This is a genomic window from Salinicola sp. JS01 (assembly GCF_030284585.1).
Taxonomy (GTDB): Bacteria; Pseudomonadota; Gammaproteobacteria; order Pseudomonadales; family Halomonadaceae; genus Salinicola.
In genome coordinates this window covers 3,810,396-3,833,402 of the sequence record NZ_CP127244.1, presented here as the reverse complement: position 1 = coordinate 3,833,402, position 23,007 = coordinate 3,810,396, and the positions used below count along the sequence as shown (strand labels likewise).

Annotated in this window: 20 protein-coding genes and 1 pseudogene; 11 read left to right on the top strand and 10 right to left on the bottom strand. The window is 61.1% G+C overall.

Going from position 1 to position 23,007, the window contains the following annotated elements; translation table 11 throughout:
- Positions 1 to 20: 20 nt before the first annotated feature.
- The 4 genes and pseudogenes from metK to QO259_RS17485 form a co-directional block, all read right to left on the bottom strand.
- A pseudogene (gene metK, locus QO259_RS17500) lies at positions 21 to 1,242 on the bottom strand (methionine adenosyltransferase).
- Between the two features lie 34 nt (positions 1,243 to 1,276).
- Entirely contained in the window at positions 1,277 to 2,452 is a 1,176-nt protein-coding gene (cfa, locus tag QO259_RS17495) for a cyclopropane fatty acyl phospholipid synthase (protein WP_285950958.1), read from the bottom strand.
- A gap of 180 nt (positions 2,453 to 2,632) precedes the next feature.
- On the bottom strand, positions 2,633 to 3,487 hold the full coding sequence (locus tag QO259_RS17490) for a universal stress protein (protein ID WP_285950957.1): 855 nt from the start codon (positions 3,485 to 3,487) through the stop codon (positions 2,633 to 2,635).
- An 85-nt stretch (positions 3,488 to 3,572) separates the two neighbouring features.
- Positions 3,573 to 5,063, bottom strand: a complete 1,491-nt coding sequence (locus QO259_RS17485; RefSeq protein ID WP_285950956.1) for a SulP family inorganic anion transporter — start codon at positions 5,061 to 5,063, stop codon at positions 3,573 to 3,575.
- 702 nt (positions 5,064 to 5,765) lie between these two features.
- Between QO259_RS17485 and QO259_RS17480 the strand changes: the two genes are divergently transcribed.
- Both QO259_RS17480 and QO259_RS17475 read left to right on the top strand, forming a co-directional pair.
- On the top strand, positions 5,766 to 7,631 hold the full coding sequence (locus QO259_RS17480; RefSeq protein ID WP_285950955.1) for a DUF3413 domain-containing protein: 1,866 nt from the start codon (positions 5,766 to 5,768) through the stop codon (positions 7,629 to 7,631).
- A 641-nt stretch (positions 7,632 to 8,272) separates the two neighbouring features.
- Complete coding sequence (locus tag QO259_RS17475) at positions 8,273 to 9,691, top strand: hypothetical protein (RefSeq protein ID WP_285950954.1); 1,419 nt, start codon at positions 8,273 to 8,275, stop codon at positions 9,689 to 9,691.
- A gap of 92 nt (positions 9,692 to 9,783) precedes the next feature.
- Here the strand turns inward: QO259_RS17475 and QO259_RS17470 are convergent, their stop codons facing one another.
- Together QO259_RS17470 and QO259_RS17465 are read right to left on the bottom strand one after the other, a co-directional pair.
- A complete protein-coding gene (locus tag QO259_RS17470) occupies positions 9,784 to 9,981 on the bottom strand; it encodes a helix-turn-helix domain-containing protein (protein ID WP_285952791.1) in 198 nt (65 codons plus the stop codon).
- A gap of 209 nt (positions 9,982 to 10,190) precedes the next feature.
- Positions 10,191 to 10,910, bottom strand: coding sequence for a YagK/YfjJ domain-containing protein (locus QO259_RS17465; protein ID WP_285950953.1), 720 nt, complete (start codon positions 10,908 to 10,910; stop codon positions 10,191 to 10,193).
- 1,234 nt (positions 10,911 to 12,144) lie between these two features.
- Here QO259_RS17465 and QO259_RS17460 point away from each other — a divergent pair.
- The 4 genes from QO259_RS17460 (at position 12,145) to QO259_RS17445 (ending at position 14,819) form a co-directional block, all read left to right on the top strand.
- On the top strand, positions 12,145 to 13,113 hold the full coding sequence (locus QO259_RS17460; RefSeq protein WP_285950952.1) for a DUF932 domain-containing protein: 969 nt from the start codon (positions 12,145 to 12,147) through the stop codon (positions 13,111 to 13,113).
- A gap of 94 nt (positions 13,114 to 13,207) precedes the next feature.
- The gene (locus QO259_RS17455; RefSeq protein ID WP_285950951.1) at positions 13,208 to 13,393 is read left to right on the top strand and encodes a hypothetical protein; all 186 of its coding nucleotides are present in this window, start codon (positions 13,208 to 13,210) and stop codon (positions 13,391 to 13,393) included.
- A gap of 11 nt (positions 13,394 to 13,404) precedes the next feature.
- Positions 13,405 to 14,142, top strand: coding sequence for an ERF family protein (locus tag QO259_RS17450; RefSeq protein WP_285950950.1), 738 nt, complete (start codon positions 13,405 to 13,407; stop codon positions 14,140 to 14,142).
- 65 nt (positions 14,143 to 14,207) lie between these two features.
- Entirely contained in the window at positions 14,208 to 14,819 is a 612-nt protein-coding gene (locus QO259_RS17445; RefSeq protein WP_285950949.1) for a lambda exonuclease family protein, read from the top strand.
- A 213-nt stretch (positions 14,820 to 15,032) separates the two neighbouring features.
- Here QO259_RS17445 and QO259_RS17440 read toward each other — a convergent pair whose 3' ends face one another.
- Together QO259_RS17440 and QO259_RS17435 are read right to left on the bottom strand one after the other, a co-directional pair.
- A complete protein-coding gene (locus QO259_RS17440; protein WP_035414227.1) occupies positions 15,033 to 15,218 on the bottom strand; it encodes a helix-turn-helix transcriptional regulator in 186 nt (61 codons plus the stop codon).
- 60 nt (positions 15,219 to 15,278) lie between these two features.
- Positions 15,279 to 16,499 (bottom strand): tyrosine-type recombinase/integrase, encoded by a 1,221-nt coding sequence (locus QO259_RS17435; RefSeq protein ID WP_285950948.1) that lies wholly within the window; start codon positions 16,497 to 16,499, stop codon positions 15,279 to 15,281.
- Positions 16,500 to 16,727: 228 nt separating this feature from the next.
- Between QO259_RS17435 and QO259_RS17430 the strand changes: the two genes are divergently transcribed.
- Positions 16,728 to 16,856, top strand: coding sequence for a hypothetical protein (locus tag QO259_RS17430; protein ID WP_285950947.1), 129 nt, complete (start codon positions 16,728 to 16,730; stop codon positions 16,854 to 16,856).
- Between the two features lie 6 nt (positions 16,857 to 16,862).
- Here the strand turns inward: QO259_RS17430 and QO259_RS17425 are convergent, their stop codons facing one another.
- Positions 16,863 to 17,726 carry a YicC/YloC family endoribonuclease gene (locus QO259_RS17425; protein WP_207036830.1) on the bottom strand — a complete coding sequence of 288 codons (864 nt, stop codon included), beginning with the start codon at positions 17,724 to 17,726 and terminating at the stop codon, positions 16,863 to 16,865.
- A gap of 156 nt (positions 17,727 to 17,882) precedes the next feature.
- Between QO259_RS17425 and rph the strand changes: the two genes are divergently transcribed.
- Positions 17,883 to 18,605 carry a ribonuclease PH gene (rph, locus tag QO259_RS17420; protein ID WP_285950946.1) on the top strand — a complete coding sequence of 241 codons (723 nt, stop codon included), beginning with the start codon at positions 17,883 to 17,885 and terminating at the stop codon, positions 18,603 to 18,605.
- A gap of 139 nt (positions 18,606 to 18,744) precedes the next feature.
- Positions 18,745 to 20,478 carry a ubiquinone-dependent pyruvate dehydrogenase gene (poxB, locus tag QO259_RS17415; RefSeq protein ID WP_285950945.1) on the top strand — a complete coding sequence of 578 codons (1,734 nt, stop codon included), beginning with the start codon at positions 18,745 to 18,747 and terminating at the stop codon, positions 20,476 to 20,478.
- A 102-nt stretch (positions 20,479 to 20,580) separates the two neighbouring features.
- On the opposite strand, the gene QO259_RS17410 is transcribed toward poxB, so the two are convergent.
- Positions 20,581 to 21,348, bottom strand: coding sequence for an exodeoxyribonuclease III (locus QO259_RS17410; protein WP_035470213.1), 768 nt, complete (start codon positions 21,346 to 21,348; stop codon positions 20,581 to 20,583).
- A 127-nt stretch (positions 21,349 to 21,475) separates the two neighbouring features.
- On the opposite strand from QO259_RS17410, the gene pyrE reads away from it, so the two are divergent.
- Positions 21,476 to 22,177, top strand: a complete 702-nt coding sequence (gene pyrE / locus QO259_RS17405) for an orotate phosphoribosyltransferase (protein ID WP_285950944.1) — start codon at positions 21,476 to 21,478, stop codon at positions 22,175 to 22,177.
- Between the two features lie 184 nt (positions 22,178 to 22,361).
- Positions 22,362 to 22,931, top strand: coding sequence for a YfaZ family outer membrane protein (locus tag QO259_RS17400; RefSeq protein ID WP_035470217.1), 570 nt, complete (start codon positions 22,362 to 22,364; stop codon positions 22,929 to 22,931).
- Positions 22,932 to 23,007: the final 76 nt, after the last annotated feature.

The following is a 23,007-nucleotide window of genomic DNA, read 5'->3' as shown; positions in this document are numbered from 1 at the left end:
TCTCTCCGGGGTCGTCGGGGTCAGAGCCTGGCGGCGTTCTTCAGCGCTTCGACCTTGTCGAGCTTCTCCCAGGGGAAGGCGGTGAAGGTCTCGTGCTGGGTCTCGCCGTTGACATCGGTCCAGGTGTAGGTGTGCTCGAACGGCTCGCGGCCGAAGTGGCCGTAGGCCGCGGTCAGGCGATACATGGGGTGCTGCAGATCGAGCATGCGGGTGATCGCGTAGGGACGCAGGTCGAAATGCTCGCGCACCAGTTCGATGATCTTGTCGTCGCTCACGCGGCCGGTACCGAAGGTATCGACCGACACCGAGGTCGGCTCGGCAACGCCGATGGCGTAGGACACCTGGATCTCGCACTTGTCGGCCAGCCCCGCGGCGACCACGTTCTTGGCCACGTAGCGCCCGGCGTAGGCCGCGCTGCGGTCGACCTTGGACGGATCCTTGCCGGAGAAGGCCCCGCCGCCGTGACGCGCCATGCCGCCGTAGGTGTCGACGATGATCTTGCGCCCGGTGAGGCCGCAGTCGCCGACCGGCCCGCCGATCACGAACTTGCCGGTGGGGTTGATATGGTACTTGGTGGACGACGTCAGCCACTCGGCCGGTAAAACCTGCTCGATGATCTCGCGACGCACCATCTTGCGCAGCTCGTCCTGATTGATCTCGGGGTCGTGCTGGGTCGAGAGCACCACCGCATCGACCGCCACCGGCTTGCCGTCATCGCCGTAGCGGAAGGTCACCTGACTCTTGGCGTCGGGACGCAGCCACGGCAGCATGCCGTTCTTGCGCAGCTCCGACTGGCGCTCGACCAGCCGGTGCGCATAGTGGATCGGCGCCGGCATGTAGGACTCGGTCTCGTTGGTCGCGTAGCCGAACATCAGGCCCTGGTCGCCGGCGCCCTGGTCCTCGGGCTTGGAGCGATCGACGCCTTGGGCGATGTCGACGCTCTGCTTGCCGATCAGGTTGAGCATGCCGCAGGTCTCGCCGTCGAAGCCGACGTCCGAGGAATCGTAGCCGATGTCCAGGATCACCTTGCAGAACCAGATCCTCGAGGTCGACCCAGGCACTGGTGGTGATCTCGCCGGCGACGATCGCCACCCCCGTCTTGACCATCGTTTCGCAGGCCACGCGTGCCTGCTTGTCGCGGGCGATGATGGCATCCAGCACCGCGTCGGAGATCTGGTCGGCGATCTTGTCCGGGTGACCCTCGGATACGGATTCGGAAGTGAACAGGGAGTATTCGCTCATCGGAAATTCCTGGTGAATAATTGGGGAAGCGGTGTCAGCTGACCCGGTGGTAGCCACCGACGACGCCCTTCTTGCTGAGCACGAACTGCCAGAGCTGGATGTCGCGGGCGCGAAAGGCACCGGCACAGCTCTGCAGGTAGTAGCGCCACATGCGATAGAAGCGCTCGCCGTAGGTATCGGCGAAACGATGCCAGTTGGCCTCGAAATTGGCATGCCAGGCCATCAGAGTCCTGTCGTAGTCGGCGCCGAAGTTGTGCAAGTCCTCGACTACGAACAGCCCCTCGGCGGCATCGGTGACATGCCCCAGAGCCGGCAGTTCGCCGTTGGGAAAGATGTACTTGTCGATCCAGGGGTCCGGCGAGGTATTGCGCACGTTCTTGCCGATGGTGTGCAGCAGGAAGAGGCCATCGCCCTTGAGGCAACGCTCCGCCATTTCCATGTACTCGCGGTAGTTCTTGCGGCCGACGTGCTCGAACATGCCGATACTGACGATGCGGTCGAACTGTTCGGTCTCGTCGCGGTAGTCCTTGAGGCGAAACTCCACTGGCAGCCCCTGTCTCATCAACTGCTTGCCGTACTCGGCCTGCTCGTGGGAGATGGTCAGGCCGACGCACTCCACGCCGTAGTGCTCGGCAGCGTAAGCCATGAAGCTGCCCCAGCCGCAGCCGATATCGAGCACCCGCATGCCGGGTTCCAACTCGAGCTTGCGGCAGACGAGGTCGAGCTTGGCTTCCTGGGCCTCGTCCAGATTACGGGCGTCCTTCCAGTAGCCGCAGGTGTAGGTCATGCGCCTGTCGAGCATGGCGGCATAGAAATCGTTACCCAGGTCATAGTGGGCTTCACCGACCTCGAAGGCACGCTTGGCGGTCTGCAGGTTGATCAGGCGGGTACGCAGGTGATGGAAGACCAGTTTGCGTGGGTTGACCTGTTCGGGAAGTCGGGCGCGCAGCAGGTGATAGAAGAACTCATCCAAGCGCTCGGCGTCCCAATCGCCGTTCATGTAGGCCTCGCCGAGGCCCAGGTTACCGCGGGCCAAGGCGTCGTCGATGACGCCATGGGCGTTGAGCTTGATATCCCAGGGGTGGTCCCCGTTGATGCGAATATCTGCTTTTTCCAGCAGCTCGGCGACAAAGCGCTGCGAGGAAGAGGTTTCATCGAAGAAAGCAGTATGGGCGAAGGTGGTACTGTCCAATGATCGATTCCTTGTCATGACCTCCCGGAGGAGGCGCGTCGTGTTCGGGGTCCTCTTGCGATGGTGGTTGGGTGGGGCGGGTCTCAGGGCGGCGTGGTCATCATGGGCAAGCGCTCTCGATAGTGTTCTTGCATCTTTCATGTAAAAAACCGGCACACACCAAAAGCACCCATAGCGGCGGGCCGGTTTCGGAAACCGTTATCGCAGCAGCAGGACCGGGATATCGGCTTTTCGCAGCATCTCGGTGGTGGTGCTGCCAACCAGTAGCTGGCGGATCCGCGAGTGGCCATAGGCCCCCATCACCAGCAGGTCGATGCCCTGCTCTTCCTGGTAGGTATGCAGCGTCGGCTCGACCTCGCCGGCACGAATCGCACCCTCGGCCTCGTGGCCCGCCTCGCGCAGGGTCGCGAGCGCCCAGTCGAGCTGTGAGCGGTGGTCGCCTGTCTCGGCGCCGACGATCACCACGTGCACCGGGATGCCCTGGAACAGCGGACTCCTGGCCAGCATCTCCACGCCCTTGCGGGTGGTCTTGCTGCCATCGAAGGCGATCATCACCTTCTCGGGGCGCTTGAAGGCCTCCGGCACCATCAGGATCGGCCGGTGCAAGCCGCGTACCACCCGCTCGAGGCTGGAGCCCAGGTGATCGCGATCCTGATGGGCGGTCTCGCCGCGCTTTCCCATCACCAGCAGTCGGGTCTGGTCGGCCAGCTCCTCGAGGGTCTCCACCAGCGTCCCGTTGCGCTGGTGAGTGGTCGGCTCGGCTACGCCATTCTCGACGGCCCGCTCCCTGGCCGCCTGGAGCATCAGCCGGCCTTGCTCCTGGGCTATCTTGGCGCGCTGCTCGTCCAGCGCCGACAGCTCTTCGAGCAGGTGCTCGCGGGATCCTAGCCCGATGTTCCCTGAGAGGTCCGCTTCTGCCGTCTGCGGGTGATTGTCGACCACGTGCACAAAGGTCAACGGCGCCTCCAGGGCCAAGCTGGCCCAGGCCGCATAGTCGCAGACGCCCTCGGAAAATTGTGAGCCGTCGATAGCGGCCATTACCTTGTCTGTCATCGTATTCCTGCTTCGTCTGAGTGGGAGTCTCGCCGGGATGTCGTCCCGGCTCCGGATGCCGGAGCGTGGCCCCGGCAGACGGGCATCAATGGCCGCCCATCAGCTTCTCGACCGCCTCCGGGTCATCATGGATGGCATAACGATCAACGATGGTCGCGCTGGCCTCGTTGAGACCGACCAGTTCCACTTCGGTGCCCTCGCGACGGAACTTGATCACCGCTCGGTCCAGGGCCTGGACGGCGGTGATGTCCCAGAAATGCGCCCGGGAGAGATCGATGGTGACCCTCGCCACGCTCTCCTTGAAGTCGAAGGCGGCGGCGAAGCGTTCGGATGACGCGAAGAACACCTGACCGACAATCTTGTAGATCCGGCGGTTACCCTCGTCGGCTTCCTCGGAACCGACGTAGAGGATGTTGCCGACCTTGTTGGCGAAGAACAGCGCCGCCAGCAGCACGCCGACGAAGACGCCGATGGCCAGGTTGTGAGTGCCCACAGTGACGACCACGGTGGCCACCATCACGAAGTTGGTGCTCATCGGATGCTTCTTGAGGTCACGGATCGACTCCCAGCTGAAGGTGCCGATGGAAACCATGATCATCACCGCCACCAGGGCTGCCATGGGGATCTGTGAGACCCAGTCGGCGAGGAACACCACCATCATCAGCAGGGCAACGCCGGCGATCAGCGTCGACATGCGCCGGCGACCACCGGATTTGATGTTGATCACCGACTGCCCGATCATCGCGCAGCCCGCCATGCCGCCGAGCAGGCCGGCGCCGATGTTGGCGATGCCCTGGCCCTTGCACTCGCGGTTCTTGTTACTGCCGGTGTCGGTGAGGTCATCGATGATGGTGGCGGTCATCATCGACTCAAGCAGGCCCACCACCGTCAGCATCACCGAGTAGGGCAGAATGATCATCAGCGTCTCGAGGTTGAGCGGCACCTCGGGCCACAGGAACACCGGCAGGCTATCGGGCAGTTCGCCCATGTCACCCACGCTGCGGATCTCCATGCCGGTGGCCATGTAGACGATGGTCAGCACCACGATGCAGACCAGCGGTGAAGGCAACGCCTTGCCAATCACCGGCACATAGGGAAAGAGGTAGATGATCGCCAGGCCGGCCAGCGTCATGGCGTATACATGCCACGTGACCCCGGTCAGTTCGGGCAGCTGTGCCATGAAGATCAGGATCGCCAGGGCGTTGACGAAGCCGGTGACCACCGAGCGCGACACGAAGCGCATCAGGTCGGCCAACTTCAGGTAGCCAGCGATGATCTGCAGCACCCCGGTGAGGAGGGTGGCGGCCAGCAGATACTCCAGGCCATGCTCCTTGACCAGGGTGACCATCAGTAGCGCCATGGCGCCGGTGGCCGCCGAGACCATCCCCGAACGCCCGCCGGTAAAGGCGATGATCACGCAGATGGCGAAGGAGGCGTAGAGGCCTATCTTGGGGTCGACCCCGGCGATGATGGAGAAGGCGATGGCCTCGGGGATCAAGGCCAGGGCCACGACGATACCCGCCAGGGTGTCGCCCTTGAGGTTGGAGAACCAACTCAGTTTCATCTTTTCGTACATGCAGCGGTCCGGTCAGTGGATGGGGGCCATACCGCATGCAGCCGTGCTCGTGCCATTGCTGACACGAGCACGGCCTGCCCCATACGAAGGGAGGCTCGCTGCGGTGTAACCATTGGGTGATGAGGAAATATACGATAGGCGCTAGGCGCCGAAGGCATCGGAGCGATGCCTGGCTATGCGAGATGGGATCGCAGCCAAAATACGGGGAAGGAATGCTAGGGCGGAGTCATCAGCCCTGAATGGGAGGTTGTCACGACTACTCGATATCCTTGCGCTAAGCATTAGTGCGAGGGCGCGAAGGCCAAGCTTTTGACCATTACCCTCAAAACTCGGGATCAGGATCCTATCAAATTTTCCCCTAGGGCGCATCCCCAGCTTGTGGAGGTCACTCCATCGATCGCCTGATGACGTTTATGACTCAACCAGCATCTTGAGCCGATAAGACATTGCCGGTGTTGATCTTCTGGGGGCTCAAGCCTCTCGACGAGCTTGCCTGCCTCCGACAGGTGGTTGAGTGGCCGACAGGCGTACGGGTTGGCTCACCCGGGGCCCTGCGTTGCATGCCGTCCCCTCCATTGTCACTATCCCAGATATCCCGATGATGGCACCATGACTCCTCGTTATGCCGTTTCAGGCATCACGCAGCGAATTTGTTGCAGATAACACCCCGTTTACCCCAACACGACGATTTGAAGAGCCGACATGATATCTACTCCTCCCCCTGCTAGACGGGAGGCGCTCGTCAACCGGCTTGACTGGACCGCCTGGTTCGTCTTCGCCAACGTGCCTCTCGCCTGGCTGCTGGCCACCGGCTTCCTCAAGCGAATGCCGATACTGGATCCGACGACCGCAGGATACGTCACCTTAACCTATATCGGGCAATACGCCGTGCTGGCTTGGCTCCCCGGCCTGGTTCTGGTGGCATTGGCCGTGTTCCTGCGCCATCGCTGGCTGGTGCCGGTCGCGATCATCGTCGCCACCTTGGGGCAGGCCCTGCTGGCGGTGGATATCGCGGTCTTCGAGCTGTATCGCTTCCATCTCTCCGGCTTCGTGCTCAACACCCTGATTCAGGCGGGGCGGCATACCTTCGATTTTTCCTGGATCGAATGGTCCATCGCCGGAGCGGCATTGCTGGCCATGCTCGCCGTGCAGGCCGCTATTGCGAGGGGGCTACTTATCAAGCGCCCCCGTCCGCGCTGGCTAGTCGTGGCCTTCTCGGTCCTGTTCGGCGCCCAGCTCGGAGCCCATGCCTGGCACGCCTGGGCCGATGCGGTCTATGACACCAGGATCACCAGTATCACTCGCTATGTGCCGCTGTATCACGCCACCACCGCCAAGCGTTTCCTGGAAGAACAGGGCTGGGTGGACGCGACCCGCCGGCGTGACGACTCGCAGTTGGCGCACCTGGAAGCCGGGATACGAGCCGATGGGCTGAATTATCCGACCCAACCGCTAAGCTGCCGGCCGCCGGAAACTCGCCATAATGTGCTGATGATCGCCGTGGACGCCCTGAGGGGCGACATGCTCGACCCGCGCTGGATGCCGGAGGTCTCGACCTTCGCCGAACGGCAGGCAAGGGTCTATACCCAGCATTACAGCGGTGGCAACTCCACCAAGGCGGGTGGCTTCAGCATGTTCTACGGCTTGCCGCCGACCTACTGGGACGCCTTCGAGAACTCACGCACGCCTCCGGTCTGGATCGATCGCCTCATGGCGCTGGGCTACGAGCCTCAGATCCTCTCGGCCGCGACCCTGATCAGCCCGGCCTTTGATCGTACCGCCTTCGCCGGCATCCAGGACATTCGACTCGACCCTCCGGGTGACGAGGCCTGGCAGCGTGACCGACTGATCACCAACGACTGGTTGAGCTTTCTGGAACAGCGCGGCGCGGGGGCCTCGCCCTTCTTCGGCTTCCTGTTCTACAAGTCGGTGCACGGCTACAGCGTTCCCTCCGACTACCCCCGCATCAAACCCTACTGGGAGACCCTCAATCGTCTGGCGCTCGACGAGGACTTCGATCGCACCCCCTACTTCAATCGCTACAAGACGGCCGTACGCTATGTCGACGGCCTGATCGGCCGGGTACTGGACGACCTCGAGCGGCGCGGCCTGCTCGATGACACCATCGTCATGATCACCTCGGATCACGGCGAGGAATTCAACGACAACGGCAAGGGCTACTGGGGACACGGCAGCAACTATAGCGACGCCCAGCTCAAGGTGCCGATGGTGGTGCACTGGCCAGGCAAGCCCGCGGGACGCATCGCGCGCCGGACCTCCCATGCCGACATTCCGGCGACCCTGATGCAGCATGCGCTGGGCTGCCGCGCCACACCGCCTCGCGCCTACACCATGGGCAAGAGCCTGTTTGCTCCTCGTTCACGCGACTGGCTGGTGGCCGGCAGCTACATGAACCATGCCGTGGTGACCGACGACCACCTGATCGTGACCTATCCCACCGGCCAGTATGAGGTAATGACGACCACCTTGGAGCCAGCCTCCGACTTCCAGCCGCCACCTGACATCTTGAGCGAGGTCCTCAAGGGGCTATCTCGCTTCTATCGTTGACGGCGACGTTATCGTGCCATGGCGCCCTGTGCAGCGTGTTATGTCGCTACCTAATGATTTCCGTATCTAACGGCATAAAAGCGGCCCTGGGCTGCTGTGCGCCATATCGTGGGACAGGGGGGTGAGACGATAAGTTGCCTCTAATGTCTCGGCCATGTAGACGTCTAGCTTGAGAAGCCTGAGGTATCACCGCTAACAAGGGGAGCTGGAAGAACTGATGTCAGAGGAACGTGTGATAGGCTTTGCGTGGTATTCGATGGCGAAAAGGCAGGAGGTGGGGAATGACGGATCATGGCCAGGATAACCACGAGTCTCACTCGGTGGGACACGAGGGAGGCAATACTGAGCACCGGCGGCAAAGGTTTGGCCTGAGTGAGCATTGGCGTGAGCAAGCTCGGAAGGTGGTTTCTGGTGAGATTGATGATGTCGAAGAGACTTCGCCAACACGTGATACAGGACCCAGCTTCTCATTTCCCAATGCATCACACGATGATGAGCCACCGGCCACTGTGAAGTCTCTCTTTCGTGACCCCGATCTCCAAGCGACGCTCAATAGCTCTTGGCCTTCTTGGCCGGCAGCGCCTGTTGGGGCGCGACAAGTGCCAAAGCAGTCTCGTCATGATAGACAAGTAGCCGATGTCATGTCCATGCTGCAAGGACAGTTCTATATCACTAATAATGAGTCGAGAAGCCCCCTTCTGACCGATAAGGCTACAGGCGAGACCTTGCCGTATATGGACCCAGCGATCCTTGGGCGAGTAAAGGGGGCATATTGGCGAGCATCCTCTGGCAGTCACCAGGATGTCTCCTACGGTGTTATAAAGTCTGCCATCAGAAATTTTGTTGATGGTTCTACCCCTCAATCTGTGTTGCCGGTTTATGGCCGTGCGGGCATCGAATTCAACAGCGGTCGGCGCGCGCTGGTGCTTGGAGAACACTGCTTGGTTTTCTCGCCGGGTCTGTCGAGCTATGAGATTTTGACAGGTATTCCCCATGTCATGCCTCGCGAAAGTTTGAGGGTTGGGGTGCCCGATAATGTTGGGAATGTTTTCCCTCAATCGGTATCTATATTGTTCGATTTTACTTCGCTTCCAAAAGATAGTGACCTGCTGGTAATCGCCTGGATGATCATGGCTTGGCGCTCAGATAGTTCGCCCGTATTGCTTGAGCTTCTGGGTGAATCTAATCCTGAGTTAATCTTCTCGCAGAAAATGATAAAGAACATCATAGATCCGGCTAGCATTCTTCTCGAAAGTGAGTTTCCCAAGACGATAAAGCAGTTGGACGTTCGGGCTCAGTGCCATTATCTGCTGAGTTTTCATCAAGTGGATTCACTGTACGAAACACAACAGAAAAACTTGTTTTCGATCATGCAGGGGAAGGCAGTCGAGTGGCGCACGAAAACTAAGCGTTCTGGGGTAGACCTCTCCGTCCGTTGTGCGGTCATGCTGAACAGTAGCGAGAGTGTGGTGACCTATGCACCGCTATCCGACGCTACCTTGAGTATAGAGTTGGATGATTTAGCAGGGGGCAACCCTCAAAATTCTGTGAAGGATCGCAGCATGGAGGAGAGGACCATCATCCATGGCCTTCTCCAAATATTTGGTTATGTTAATCAGTTCTGGTGCCATGTTGAAAATGATCGACAATTCGACCGCTATGGTGGTTTGCGAGACTTATGCCGGATAGGGGTGTTGGTGGCTGATGCGCTGGGTCGAGACAATGCCGAATTCTGGCAGCAATTCGATGCTAACCAGCAAAGTCGTCGCGATTATGAGCTGGAGGAGAATTCTGTCGCGATGGCCGTGAAGGAGATTATCGATGCATCGGATGATGGACAGATAGAGGCCACGGTCAAGGATTGGCTCGTGCTGCTAGATGGGTATCGCCCTGAGCCTGATCCTTCAGGTTCCTGGCCTGTCACGTCCCGAGGGTTGGCCGCCAAGTTCAAGCAGAGCAGGGCCTTGCTTGCGACGTTCGGGATTCAGCTTGTCCCTCTCGAAAGGCGTGGCCCCTATGGGCGCTGGCGTGCCTCATGCGATGCCTCTCGCCAGCAGTAGCAATGGACTACCTAGAGCGTGAAAACTGATATTGGGTTAGACATTGTGACTTATAAAACGCAAAAAATATTAAAATAGGCATTCTTCGGCGCTCATTTTGTTCGGTAATCCATTTTAATGTCTCGAACTCCATCGCTTTGGTGGATCTCTACCCACTGTCTGAGCAGGGCATGGCCGACCCCAGAGGGCAGTCGTCGACCCTGCTCCCACTCCTGCAGGGTCCGCACGCTGACCCCTAGCTCAGTTGCTAGCGCTGACTGGCTCATGCCACGAATCCGGCGCAAGGTCATGACGTCACGTAGCAGTCGACGGGTAGGTTCCTTGCGTTCCATCCTGGCGAGACGACGATCGCCCCAGGGATCGTGGGATGACGATTCTTCTTGGCTGTCACTCGTGTTGTGAGGGAACGAGAGGGAAGGAAACATCGAAGTCGAAAACATCGTCAGGCACCTTGTTGAGAGAGGCAGGACGGGTCCGCCGAAGACGGACCCATACCATGTCACTCAGTGATCAAAGGTGACTGCTGTTGAAGGCGACTACCGTCGAAGACGTGAGCCCTCTGGCCGAACGGCTTGCTGTAGGCCTTGCACAGGTAGCTAGCCATGTACACCGCTTCATTCATGGCCACCCAGTCATCCCGATGCAGGACGCAAGACCAAGGAGCTTGGGTGACCGGGTTTTTGCAGATATGGATCAGCTGATGGAAACGGGGATCGTCTTGGGCGAACCCCATTGCCTTCAGCCAGGAACGCATCATGCGGTGGTAGAGGTTATTGAATGAGTAGACCCCGAACCCATCTGGACCGAATGTCCCCAGGCTGTCGTAGGCGTTCCTGTTGAGCATGAGCATCAGGTGGTAGTGCGGCTTGTCGCTGTTGGCCTGCTCGCGTGCCCACAGATTGTGGAGCTGGGTAGGGTACTTGGTTTTCCTCTGCTTGAGCTCGTTGCGGAAATTGGTGAAGAACTGTGCCAGCACGTCGTTGGTCTCATGCATGGGCAGTCGTGGCATCTCACTCGGAAAGTGGAGATCCACACGAAAGGCGAAGGTGGAATGATTGATCCATGTCACGGCATCGAGCGTGTGCAAGACTCGATCCAGGTAGTTCTCGACCAAGGGGCCATCTGTCCAATGCTGGACGTCAAAGCCGCGATAGGTTTCTGTGTAGTGAAGACGCAGCTTGTCGTTGAGCGGATGACGAAGGGGGTGATGTTGAAACATGAGGAGATACCTCGCTGTGGGAATGATAATGGATTCCGCAGCGATGGTCTTGTCGATCGATAGAGGGATGATAGGGAACGGTAGGCATTGACCTGGACATGATGATGACGATCATCTGAGCTTCATATCAGGCGTTCTCCAGACGCCTGTCAGGTCAATCCCTAGACGGTCTTTTTGGATGATGATTCCATAGGGAGTGGTCTGTGTGGGACCACTCCTTGGATGATCACTCACTATCCTGGATGGGCTTTCACAAGTGAGCCCATCATGACCTAGTAACCTATCCCTGTAGACCCTGTTAGGTGTCTAGTAAATATCCCTATAATACTTACCCGTCAGTGACGCATGTCGGAACCCCAGGGAACGCCTATATTTGGACATTCCAATCGCCCCAGTTTCCTGGCGAATGAGGTGTCACTCACTTTCTCGGGAAATTCCGGTATCGATCTGTACAAGACGCCGCGACGTTCTAACGTCACGGTTTCGCTGCATCCCATCTCACAGCGCTGTAAAACATTACGTTGTCCCGACTCGTCATACTTGAACACATCGGATGGATGTTCTGAAACGTGATCAGGAAGCCGGCGGAGGCCGGAAAACCCGGCCTTTTAACGTTGCTGACGTATAGTTCAACGATTCATCGGGTATGCGACGCACGATCTTACCTAGTTGTCGATTCAACCGATTTTCAGCCCTGTACTACCTCCTTGAAGTCATCGATGGATGGCTTTGATTCCCGCTCTTTCCCTGCTTAGGAGGCAGTGCAATGCCGATCTCATGTCCCAGCTGCGGCGCGTCTCGGGTCATATCGCGCCATCATGGTCGGAAGGTAGGTGGCGCCACGGGTGCCGTGGCCGGCACCGCTAGTGGAGCAGCCGGCGCCTGGAGTGGCGCCGAGGCCGGCGCGTTGGTTGGCGCAGTAGGCGGTCCTGTAGGGATCGCCGTCGGCAGCATCGCTGGAGCTGTATTCGGTGGGCTGGTTGGTGGCACCGCAGGCGGCGTCGCCGGCGCTCGCCTGGGCAGCGAGCTGGATAGCCAAGTGCTCGACAATCTCGAGTGCCGGGCCTGCGGCCATACCTTTCGTCCCCATGTCGATTGACCCCTGACGGTCTGTCTCACGAGGCCATCGCTGCTCGGCGATGCCCCCACGTTTCTCTCTCTACTTGCTCACGGTCGGCCAGCTCCTAGGAGAGCGGGCCGTTATGCCGTGCTCGACATCCAAGGAGCTTTCCCTATGACACATCTGATCGAACAAATGGCCTACGTCGGCGATACCCCCTGGCACGGCCTGGGCCAGCAGCTGTCGCGTCATCAACCGCTGGAGATCTGGCGGCAGCAAGCCGGCATGGACTGGCACATCGAGGAATCGCCGGTACGTTTCATCACTGATGGTGCCGGCCACCTGGGCAGCATCCATTCCTTCCCCGAGCAGAAGGTCCTCTATCGCTCCGATACCCGGTCTCCGCTATCGGTGGTCTCCCAGCGCTACAAAGTGGTGCAACCGGAGGAGGTCCTGGAGTTCTACCGGGACCTCACGGAATACGCGGGGTACGAATTGGAGACCGCCGGGGTGCTCAAGGGTGGCCGCAAGTTCTGGGCACTGGCCCGTAGCGGCCTGGGCGGAGCCTTGAAGGGCCAGGACCAGGTCAACGACTACCTGCTGCTGGCCACGTCTTGCGATGGCTCACTGGCCACGGTGGCGACGCCGACCTCGGTCCGGGTGGTCTGCAACAACACCCTGACCATCGCGGTGGATGGTACCTCCCAGGGGGTGAAGGTGCCCCACAGCACCGAGTTCCGTCCGCAGCTGGTCAAGCAGCAACTGGGGATCTCCGTGTCCCAGTGGGACGACTTCATGTATCGCCTGAAAACCCTGGCCGAGCGCAAGGTCAGCCAGGAAGAAGCGAGGACCTACTTCCAGTCGGTGATCTGCAACGCCGAGGCGCCGCTGGAGGATCCGTCCAAGCTGCCGAACGTTCGCGCCCTCAATCGCGTCCAGAAACTCTACCAGGGCGAAGGACGTGGTTCTCAGCTGTGTACGGCGCAAGGCTCCGCCTGGGGGCTGCTCAATGCGGTCACCGAGTACGTGGATCACGAGAAGCGTGCTCGCAGCAACGACTACCGCATGGACTCCGCCTGGTTCGGCCAGGGCGCCGGCCTCAAGGACAAGGCGCTGGAGTCCGCCCTTGCGTTGGTGTCCTGAACGGCGTCCTGCGTTCTCCCACCCCCGTCTTTCCCCTACCACAGCATAGCGCCCGGCCCCTCAAGGCCGGGCGATGCTGTTTCTGGAGGTACTGATGCAACCGTCCATGACATTCGAGATCTGCCATGCCCTGACCCAGCTGACGCGTCAGTTGCTGGAGGCCGGCGAGCACGCGACCGAGACCCACGTGCTGGCCAAGGGCCAGGTCTATCGCGTGGCCCTGTCCCTGGAGCCGGTCCCGACCGAGGAGCTCCCTGACGTCATCCAACGCTATCGATAACGGAGGCCATCATGGCAACCCCCATTCATCCCAAGACCGCCAACCAGGCACCGATCGCACAGGCCACCCAGGACAGCACCGCGATCATCCAGGTGATCGAGCGGGCAGCCCTCAACCCCGAGGTCGATATCGACAAGATGGAGCGCCTGCTGCAAATGCAGGAGCGGGTGCTCGACCGCCAGGCGCTGATGGCCTATAGCGCCGCGATGGCGGCCATGCAGACCGAACTGCCAAGCATCGCTGAGCGCGGCAAGACCAATAACGGTCACTACGCCACCCTGGAGGACATCGTCGATACCGTGCGCCCGATCATGAAGAAGCACGGCTTCGCGGTGAGCTTCCGGATTCAGACCCAGGAACGCGGCATCCAGGTGACCGGCGTGCTGATGCATCGGGACGGCCATCGTGAAGAGACCAGCATGCTGCTGCCGGCCGATACCAGCGGCAGCAAGAACGCCGTCCAGGCCTTCGGCTCCTCTACCAGCTACGGCAAGCGCTACGTGCTCTGTGCACTGCTCAACATCACGACTCGTGGCCAGGACGACAACGGTCACGCCGCCGCCCCGGTCAAGCTGGTCACCCCCTTCCAGGCCGGACAGATCCGGCATCTGATCGCCGCCTGTCCCCCAGCGACTCAGGAATGGTTCGTCGGCAAGTACAGCGACGCCGAGCAGGTGCCCAGGGGCGACTTCGACCGGCTGCGTGCCTCCCTGCAGAAGCGGGCGCAGCCTAACCATCGACATCACTGACCGGCCGGTGAGGGGACTGGATTCCCCTCGCCGGTTTATGCCGTGTCACCGAGAAGGAGAACGTCATGCAGATCCTGACACTGGAACAGGGCACGCCCGAGTGGCATACCGCCCGTCTGGGCATCGTCACCATGTCCGAGCTGAAGACCCTGCTGGTCAAGGGCAAGGGGCCGGGAGGCTTCGGTGCCGGTGCGATGAGCTACATGCACCAGCTGATCGGCGAACGCATCACCGGCGAGCTCTCCGACACCTTCCAGGGCAACGCACACACCCAGCGCGGCCATGAGCTGGAACCCGTGGCCCGAGAGCTCTATCACGAGGCCACCGGCCTGCCCCGACTGGAGAAGGTCGGCATCATCCTCAATCACGGGGTGGGCTATTCACCGGACTGCCTGGTGGACACCAACGGCCTGGTTGAGATCAAAACCAAGCTGCCCAAGTACCAGATCGAGCTGCTGCTGGCCGACGAGCTTCCACAGGAGCACGTAGCCCAGTGCCAGGGCGGTCTGTGGGTCAGCGATCGGGAGTGGATCGACTTCGTCAGCTACTGGCCGGGGATGCCGCTCTTCGTGAAGCGCGCCTATCGGGACGAGGCGCTGATCTGCACCATCGCCGAGCGCGTTGAGGCCTTTTACGAGGAGTTTGATCGCCGCATGGCCATGGTCATGGCGGCTTGATGCCTGATGAAAACCTGGTGGATTTACACACCTAGTGGTCGGCAGTGAGGAGGTGGTGTCCTTCGCTGAGAGGGGGTTCCTTTGAAAAAATAACATGATAATGCCGACACAGCTTCCTACGCAGGAAGCTGTGTCGGCTGGTGGGGCGGTATTTTTTTATTCGGCGGGAATGTTGCGGCTAAGTGGAGTGACGAGCGTGGTTTTTTACCCTGTTTATGCAAGGTCTCTTTCGGCTATTTTTTCTAGGATCCAGTCCTGAATTTCTTCCTCTACCCAGGCGACATTTCTTTCCCCCAAGGATACTGGTTTTGGGAATCTTTCTTCGGAAATGTATTTGTAAATGGTGGAGCGTGCAAGACCTGTAAGGCTGGTGACATCTTTAAGCTTGATTAGTCTCATGGCGCTTTCTCCAAATTGGCTCATGAGATGTTGTTGATGTGTAGAAATTTACGTTGTGAGTTAGGGCGGGTTGATTGCAGGCCCAAGAAGGTCTGCGACCTTGCTAATCGCTTCTTTTCGCTCGTCAAAGTAGTCGTAACGGTCGTAGATGCCTTCGACGCCCTTGAGCTTGTGATTCAAGCAACGCTCCGCGACATGCCCCGGTACACCAACCGCAGCGAGTAAGCTGCGGCAGGTGCGGCGCAGATCATGCACAGTAAACTCGGTGATATCACCCATCCGGTTCTCTGGTTGCGGCTTCTTGCCAGGCTCCTTGCCGAATAGCTTGGCAATGGCACGATTCAGTGTGTCTTTGCCCATGTGGGCCCGCTTACTGCTGCGGCGATTAGGAAAGACATAGTCCGAGCCGCAGGCACGGATCTTGAGCTCTTCCAGCCAGCCGATGGTTTGCGGGGGGAGGGGAATGATGATCCCGGCACCTGTCTTGCTGCGCTCACCGCTCAGGTTCCACCGGCCGTTCTTCAGATCGAATTCTGACCACAGGGCTTCGGTCAGTTCGGTCTTACGTACCCCTAGGACGAGCAGTAGCGCGCAGGCGAGGTAGTTGTCGCGGCTGAAGCTGTCGCTATTGTCTCTGAAGGTTTGGAAGACGTTCCGAATCTCATCGAGGCTTAAAACCCTATCGCGGCTTTTCTCAATGCCGCCTGCGTCGTTGACGTTGAAGGCTGATGCTGGGTTGTAAGTTAAAATTCCCAGCTTTATGGCGTGGTTGAACATCTGTTTAAGATACATCAGTGTGTCATTAGCTATTGTCGGCCTTCCGCTTTTTGTTACCCTTCTAATTATTTCGCGGATATCAATTGGGGTGACGGCATCCAGCGATCTACCCCCGATGAGGGGTGCCACTTCTTTTTTGTATATCCGCTTTGGAATAGCTGGGTGCTTGAGTCTTCTCTCTAGCTCCGGGTACCAGTCTGCAAACAGGTCCTCCACTGTCCTGATCAAGGCTTGGCTATCGCGTTTGCGTTCCTCGATGGGGTCAAGGCCTTCGCGGATAGATTTCTGGTTTTCAACCGCTTTCGTCCGAGCTTCGGCGAGAGAGAGGTGGGCATGTTTGCCCAGCGTCATTTCACGCCGCTTGCCAAACAGCGTGTATCGCAACATCCAGTAAGGAGTTCCTTTCCTCGGTATCATCAGGTATAGGCCGTTGCCGTCGCTGTAGCGCCCTGCTTTACCCTCCTTGATCAGCGACTGGCTCTTCTTGGCGGTAAGGCTTCCCATTATTTCCTCTCGTCCCCCGCGGGAAAAATAAAACAAACGACCGTCTACCAGCTGCTCGGACTAGATAGGCGGCTTAATGTCATATGAGCTCGTCACTGGCGCCCATTGGGCCTTTTTGCAACGGCATTAGAGTGCCAGCGGGCATCCCCCCTTTACTCTCAGTCATGCACTCGGATCGACATGGCTGGGGAGTATCCGTAAGGGTATGTGTCGGAGGAAGGAGAGGCAATGCTTTTTCTCCCCGATTTACTCCCCGGCATGGTGTGGATTTCCGGGGAGTTTGGTGGACCTTTGTGGACTTGTTATGCCTTTGTTTCTTTGAAAAACAGTAGCTTAATGGTGTTTGATGGTCTTTGATGGATGCTACTCGATATTCTGAATCTGCTCGCGCATCTGTTCGATCAACACCTTAAGCTCCACCGCGCAGCGGGTGGTTTCGGCCACCACCGCCTTGGAAGAGAGGGTGTTGGCTTCGCGGTTGAGCTCCTGCATCAGAAAGTCCAGCCGCCGGCCGATGGGGCCCTTTTGCTTGAGCTGGCGCTCGACCTCGCCGACATGGGTCTCCAGACGGTCGAGCTCTTCGGCGACGTCGGCCTTCTGCGCTACCAGCACCATCTCCGCTTCCAGCCGCTGCGGGTCGAGTTCGGCGCGGGCGCTTTCCAGGCGTTCGAGCAGCAGGGCGCGCTGGCGTTCGAGCATCGTTGGCAGGTGGGCACGCACGTTGGCTATCTGCTCGCGTACGCCGTCCAGGCGCTCGCGGATCAGCGCCGCCAGACGCTCGCCCTCGCGGGCGCGGCCTTGTTCCAGATCGCTCAGCGCTGTCTCGAACAGGGCCAGAGCGGCGGCCTTGACCGCATCCAGGTCGAGGCGCTGGCTGGCCATCACGCCGGGGTGGGCGAGCAGTTCGAGGGCATTGGGCATCGGCGCTTCCGGCAGCGTGCGGCGTACCTGTTCGAGTGCCTGGGTCAGCGCCGCCAGCTGGGTGGTGTTGATCTCCGGGGTGGCGCCGCCCTCCGCCGGTTCGAAGCGCAGCGCGCACTCCACCTTGCCGCGCGAGAGCCGCTGGCGCAGGGCATCGCGGTAGGCGGGTTCGAGATCGCGCAGCGCATCGGCGAGGCGAAAGTGCGGCTCCAGATAGCGCTGGTTCACCGAGCGCAGCTCCAGCTGCAGGCTGCCCCATTCGGCTTCATGGGTCTGGCGGGAGAAGGCGGTCATGCTGTGCGGCATGGGAAATCCTTGGCGGCGTTTGGCGTGCGTCGCACGCGTTTGGCATCGAGTGTAACCCATCGCCGTCGGGGGATACGCACCCGAGCCGGCGGGGAATTCATCGCGCAGTCGGGTAGAATGCGGCGTCTCAATTCACAGGTTTTCGATGAGGCTTTCATGCGCCCGAGTGGACGACGCCCCGACCAGCCCCGCGAGGTCACGCTGACCCGCGGTTTCACCCGCCACGCCGAGGGCTCGGTGCTGGTGAGCTTCGGTGACACCCAGGTGCTCTGCAACGCCAGCGTCGAGGCCGGCGTGCCGCGCTGGCTGCGCGGCAAGAACCAGGGCTGGGTCACCGCCGAGTACGGCATGCTGCCGCGCGCCACCCACACCCGCGGCGGGCGTGAAGCGGCGCGTGGCAAGCAGGGCGGTCGCACGCTGGAGATTCAGCGTCTGATCGGCCGCAGCCTGCGTGCCGCGGTGGATCTGAAGAAGCTGGGTGAGTTCACCATCACCGTCGACTGCGACGTGCTCCAGGCCGACGGCGGCACGCGTACCGCCTCGATCACTGGCGCCTGTGTGGCGCTGGTCGAGGCGCTGCAGCACATGCAGCGCAAGAAGCTGATCAAGTCCGATCCCTTTCGCCAACTGGTCAGCTCGATCTCGGTCGGGGTCTACAAGAACACCCCGGTGCTCGATCTGGACTACCCCGAGGACAGTGCCGCCGATACCGACATGAACGTGGTGATGACCGAAGACGGCAAGCTGATCGAGGTGCAGGGCACCGCCGAGGCCGAGGCGTTCTCCCGCGCCGAACTCAACGCCATGCTCGATCTCGCCGAGAACGGTTGTCAGACCCTGTTCGAAAAGCAGCGTGAGGTGCTCGGCGTGCGCCGCTGAGCGGGCGACCGCGCTTCCCTACCTGGCCCGGCTCGCATGGCGGATGGCGTCGACTAGACTAAAGTGCTAGTCGTCATCATCAGTCACCGGGCCGAGCCAGGCGCTGCGCCGGCGCGGCCACTATCGCCAGGAGAGCAGCGTGGCCGAGTTCACCATTGCGGATCTGATCGTCGATACCCTCGCCCGTGCCGGCGTGCGTCATATCTGGGGCCTGCCGGGGGATTCCCTCAACGGCCTCACCGAGAGTCTGCGGCGTCAGGACCGGATTCGCTGGCGTGGCGTGCGCCACGAAGAGGTCGCGGCGCTGGCCGCCAGCGCCGAGGCCGATGCCACCCAGTCGCTGAGCGTGTGTGCCGGCTCCTGCGGGCCGGGCAACCTGCACCTGATCAACGGCCTCTACGAGGCCCAGCGTGCCGGCGTGCCGATGCTGGCGATCGCGGCGCAGATTCCCTCCAGCGAGATCGGCCTGGGCTATTTCCAGGAGACTCACCCCGAGAATCTGTTCCGCGAGTGCAGCGACTACTGCGAGCTGGTCTCTTCTCCCGAGCAGATGCCGCAGGTGCTAGAGACCGCCATGAACACCGCGCTGACCCAGCGCCGGGTGGCGGTGATCGTGGTGCCGGGGGATGTCGCGCTCAAGCCCGCACCGGTCAAGCAGGCGAGCTGGAATGCCCCGGTACGCGGCGTGACGGTGCCGCCTGCGGCGGCGCTGGATACGCTGGCCGAGCAGCTCGCCGGCCATTCGCGTATCGCGATTCTCGGCGGCTATGGCTGCCATGGTCATCATGCCCAGGTAGTCGCGCTGGCCGAGCGGCTCAAGGCGCCGGTGATCCACGCGCTGCGCGGCAAGCAGTCGCTGGAGTACGACAACCCTTTCGATGTCGGCATGACCGGGCTGATCGGCTTCAGCTCCGGCTATCAGGCCCTCAAGAAGTGCGACTTCCTGCTGATGCTGGGGACCAACTTCCCGTATCGCGACTTCTTCCCCGAACACGGCAATATCGTTCAGATCGATGAGCGCGGCGCGCATCTCGGGCGGCGCTGCTCGCTTCTTCAGGGGCTCGTCGGGGATATCGGCGCCACGCTGGAGGCACTGCTGCCGCGGCTGGCCGAACAGCCCGATCGCAGTTTCCTCGAGGAGACCCAGGCGCACTACCGCAAGGCGCGCCAGGGGCTCGACGAGTTGGCTACGCCGCGCGCCGAGGGCGAGCCGCTGCATCCGCAGTATTTGACCGCAAGAATCAGCGAACTCGCCGCCGCGGATACGGTATTCACCTGCGACGTGGGCACGCCGACGGTGTGGGCGGCGCGCTATCTGGCGATGAACGGCCAGCGGCGCCTGACCGGCTCGTTCATGCACGGCTCGATGGCGACTGCGACGCCGCAGGCGATGGGGTGGCAGGCGGCCTTTCCCGAGCGCCAGGTGGTGGCGCTGGCCGGCGACGGCGGCATCAGCATGCTGCTGGGCGATCTGATCACCCTGGTCGAGCAGCAGCTGCCGGTGAAGATCGTGGTCTACAACAACCAGACCTTGGGGTTCGTGGCGATGGAGATGAAGGCGGCGGGCTTCGTCGACGAGGTGACCGATCTGTCGCCGGCGAACTTCGCCGAGGTGGCCGCATCGCTGGGCCTGTTCAGCCAGCGGGTAGACTCCTCCGAGCAGCTCGACGTGGCGCTGACGGCGGCATTCGAGCATCCGGGGCCGGCGCTGATCGACGTGCACACGGCCAAGCAGGAGCTGTCGATTCCGCCGCGTATCCAGGCCGAGCAGGCCAAGGGCTTCAGCCTCTATACCCTGCGCGCGATCATGAGTGGCCGGGGTGACGAGGTGATCGATCTGGTCAAGACCAACTGGCCCTGGCAACGCGGCTAGGTAGCAGCGGTCACGCCGACCGCCATCCCACCCAACGCAAGACGCCCCGCATTGGCGGGGCGTCTACGCGTCGAGACCAACGGCCGAGATCGATCTTCTACATCAGAGCTCGAGATCGTACTCCACGATCAGCGGGGCGAACTCGCTGAAGGTGGCGTCGGTATCGATCCAGGCGTCCTTCACGTGGCGGCGGAAGTTGGGGCCGACCACCTGATAGTCGAGACGCCAGCCTTCCTGGCGGGCACGCGGCACTTCCTGGTCGAGCTTGGGCCACCAGGTGTACTGGTTGGCGTCGCGGTTGACCTCGCGGAAGGTGTCGATGAACCCAGTGGGGCCGAAGACCTGATCCATCCACGCCCGCTCTTCCGGCTTGAAGCCCGGGGTCGTCTGGTTGTCGGTCCAGTTGGCCAGGTCGAGCGTCTTGTGCGCGATGTGCCAGGTGCCGCAGATGATGTACTCGCGCCGCTTGCGCGCCATCTTGTTCAGATACTCGAGGTACTGGGTCATGAACGTCTGCTTGGCGGCCGGGTCCTGGCCATCCGGCATCAGGAAGGTGGCGATGCTGAAGCGGTCGTAGTCCGCCTGCAGAAAGCGCCCTTCGTGATCGCACTGCTCGAAGCCCAGGCCATACATGATCGCCTTGGGGATCTTGCGACAATAGAGCCCGACGCCGGAGAAGCCGTCCTGCTCGGCGTCCAGGAAGTAGCCTTCGTAACCCTCCGGATAGAGGATGCTGTCGTCCAGCTCGAAGCTCTTGGCCTTCAGGTTCTGCACGCAGACGACATCGGCATCCTGCTCGGCCAGCCAATCGAGAAAGCCTCGTTCGACGGCGTCACGGATCCCGTTGACATTGATGCTGGCGATTTTCATACCGTGTTCCTTCTTCGTCGCGCGTGTATGATACCCGAGCTTGCGAGATTTAGGTAAAAGCGAAGCGCCTTAAATGGGGGCGCAAGCGACACAAGACAACGGCCGAGACTGACACAGGGGGGCTCGAGTGAGCGCGGAGATCCAACCATATCAACGGGAGTTCATCGAATTTGCCATCGCCGAAGGGGCGTTGCGGTTCGGTGAGTTCACGCTCAAGTCCGGTCGGGTCAGCCCCTATTTCTTCAACGCCGGCCTGTTTCGCTCCGGCCGCGCCCTGGCCAGGCTGGGGCGTTTCTACGCCAGCGCCATCGCCGACAGCGGGATCGAGACAGATGTACTGTTTGGTCCAGCTTACAAGGGTATCTCGCTGGCGGCGAGCGCAGCCATTGCCCTGGCCGACCATCACGACCGTGATATCCCCTTTGCTTTCAACCGCAAGGAAGCCAAGGACCACGGCGAGGGCGGCAACATCGTCGGCGCCGACCTGCGCGGCCGAGTGCTGATCGTCGACGATGTCATCACCGCCGGCACCGCCATTCGCGAAGTCATGCAGCTGATCGAGACCGCCGGCGCGCAGGCCGCTGGCGTGGTGATCGCGCTGGACCGCCAGGAGCGCGGCCAGGATGGCGATGGCCTCAAGCCGCACAGCGCCATCCAGGAGGTCGAAGCGACCTACGCCATGCCGGTGATCAGCATCGTCAATCTCGACCAGATGCTCGCCTATCTCGAAGCGCGCGAGCCCGGTGCCGGCGAACCCGACGACTTCAGCCGCCACGCCGAGGCGATCCGCGCCTACCGCGATCGCTACGGCGTCAGCACGACGGCGTGATCCGGTCGCGCTGGGCTTTCACGCTGGGTTTTGACGCATCGGCCGACCCGCTCCCCCGGCGGCTCGGGTAGGGCGCTGGGGGATTACAAACGGTTTAAAAAACACCGTTTGATAATTTGTCGGATTATGTCACGCTTAAGCCGCAAGGCCAACGCGTTTCGGCGCGACTTTCTGGAGACGTGACATGATCAAGCGCAGCCATTTCAAACCTTTGGGCTTCGCCCTCGCTACCGCCACTTTCGTTTTCGCCAGTCAGCAGGCGATGGCGCTGAGCGTATCCGCCAACGGCGGCAAGGACTCCTTCGGGGTCGAGGCCAGCCAGACCATTCTGCCCAGCCTGCGTGCCGGGGTGGGCTATCTCAATACCGATGACAGCGGCCACAACGCCAAGGCGTACTCCGGCTCGCTGATGTTCACGCCGTGGCTGCCGGGCGTCGATCTCTCGGTGGGTGGGCGCTATCAGTACCAGGACACCCACTACGGCAACGGTGGCGGCCTGGGTCTGGGCGGTTCGGCCTTCGTCGACACCCCGATTCCGCTCACCTCGGTGGGTGCCTACGGCTTCTACACGCCCAAGGGCCTGGCCCACGGCGATATCGACAAGAGCTACGAGTATGGTGCCCAGGCGCGGGTGAACATCATCTCGCACACCTACCTCTACGGCGGCTACCGCTATATGCGCACCGACTTCGACAACGACGACGGCCACACCCTGGACAGCGGGCCGGTGCTGGGCGTCAGCGTCGGCTTCTGATGCCGCGCATCCGCCATCAGGCCGGCGATACCCAGCCTGTGTGACTGGCCACGCTAACTGGCCCCGCCATCGGCGC

Bases quoted from the DNA above. Each gene is read 5' to 3' on its own strand.
- QO259_RS17445 (WP_285950949.1), top strand. From the start codon at position 14,208: ATGCAGATCCTGACACTGGAACAGGGCACGCCCGAGTGGCATACCGCC.
- cfa (WP_285950958.1), bottom strand. From the start codon at position 2,452: ATGACAAGGAATCGATCATTGGACAGTACCACCTTCGCCCATACTGCT.
- QO259_RS17455 (WP_285950951.1), top strand. From the start codon at position 13,208: ATGCAACCGTCCATGACATTCGAGATCTGCCATGCCCTGACCCAGCTG.
- QO259_RS17485 (WP_285950956.1), bottom strand. From the start codon at position 5,063: ATGTACGAAAAGATGAAACTGAGTTGGTTCTCCAACCTCAAGGGCGAC.
- QO259_RS17480 (WP_285950955.1), top strand. From the start codon at position 5,766: ATGATATCTACTCCTCCCCCTGCTAGACGGGAGGCGCTCGTCAACCGG.
- QO259_RS17450 (WP_285950950.1), top strand. From the start codon at position 13,405: ATGGCAACCCCCATTCATCCCAAGACCGCCAACCAGGCACCGATCGCA.
- QO259_RS17470 (WP_285952791.1), bottom strand. From the start codon at position 9,981: ATGACCTTGCGCCGGATTCGTGGCATGAGCCAGTCAGCGCTAGCAACT.
- QO259_RS17490 (WP_285950957.1), bottom strand. From the start codon at position 3,487: ATGACAGACAAGGTAATGGCCGCTATCGACGGCTCACAATTTTCCGAG.
- QO259_RS17410 (WP_035470213.1), bottom strand. From the start codon at position 21,348: ATGAAAATCGCCAGCATCAATGTCAACGGGATCCGTGACGCCGTCGAA.
- QO259_RS17440 (WP_035414227.1), bottom strand. From the start codon at position 15,218: ATGAGACTAATCAAGCTTAAAGATGTCACCAGCCTTACAGGTCTTGCA.
- QO259_RS17465 (WP_285950953.1), bottom strand. From the start codon at position 10,910: ATGTTTCAACATCACCCCCTTCGTCATCCGCTCAACGACAAGCTGCGT.
- QO259_RS17400 (WP_035470217.1), top strand. From the start codon at position 22,362: ATGATCAAGCGCAGCCATTTCAAACCTTTGGGCTTCGCCCTCGCTACC.
- rph (WP_285950946.1), top strand. From the start codon at position 17,883: ATGCGCCCGAGTGGACGACGCCCCGACCAGCCCCGCGAGGTCACGCTG.
- QO259_RS17425 (WP_207036830.1), bottom strand. From the start codon at position 17,726: ATGCCGCACAGCATGACCGCCTTCTCCCGCCAGACCCATGAAGCCGAA.
- QO259_RS17475 (WP_285950954.1), top strand. From the start codon at position 8,273: ATGTCCATGCTGCAAGGACAGTTCTATATCACTAATAATGAGTCGAGA.
- QO259_RS17435 (WP_285950948.1), bottom strand. From the start codon at position 16,499: ATGGGAAGCCTTACCGCCAAGAAGAGCCAGTCGCTGATCAAGGAGGGT.
- QO259_RS17430 (WP_285950947.1), top strand. From the start codon at position 16,728: ATGCTTTTTCTCCCCGATTTACTCCCCGGCATGGTGTGGATTTCCGGG.
- QO259_RS17460 (WP_285950952.1), top strand. From the start codon at position 12,145: ATGACACATCTGATCGAACAAATGGCCTACGTCGGCGATACCCCCTGG.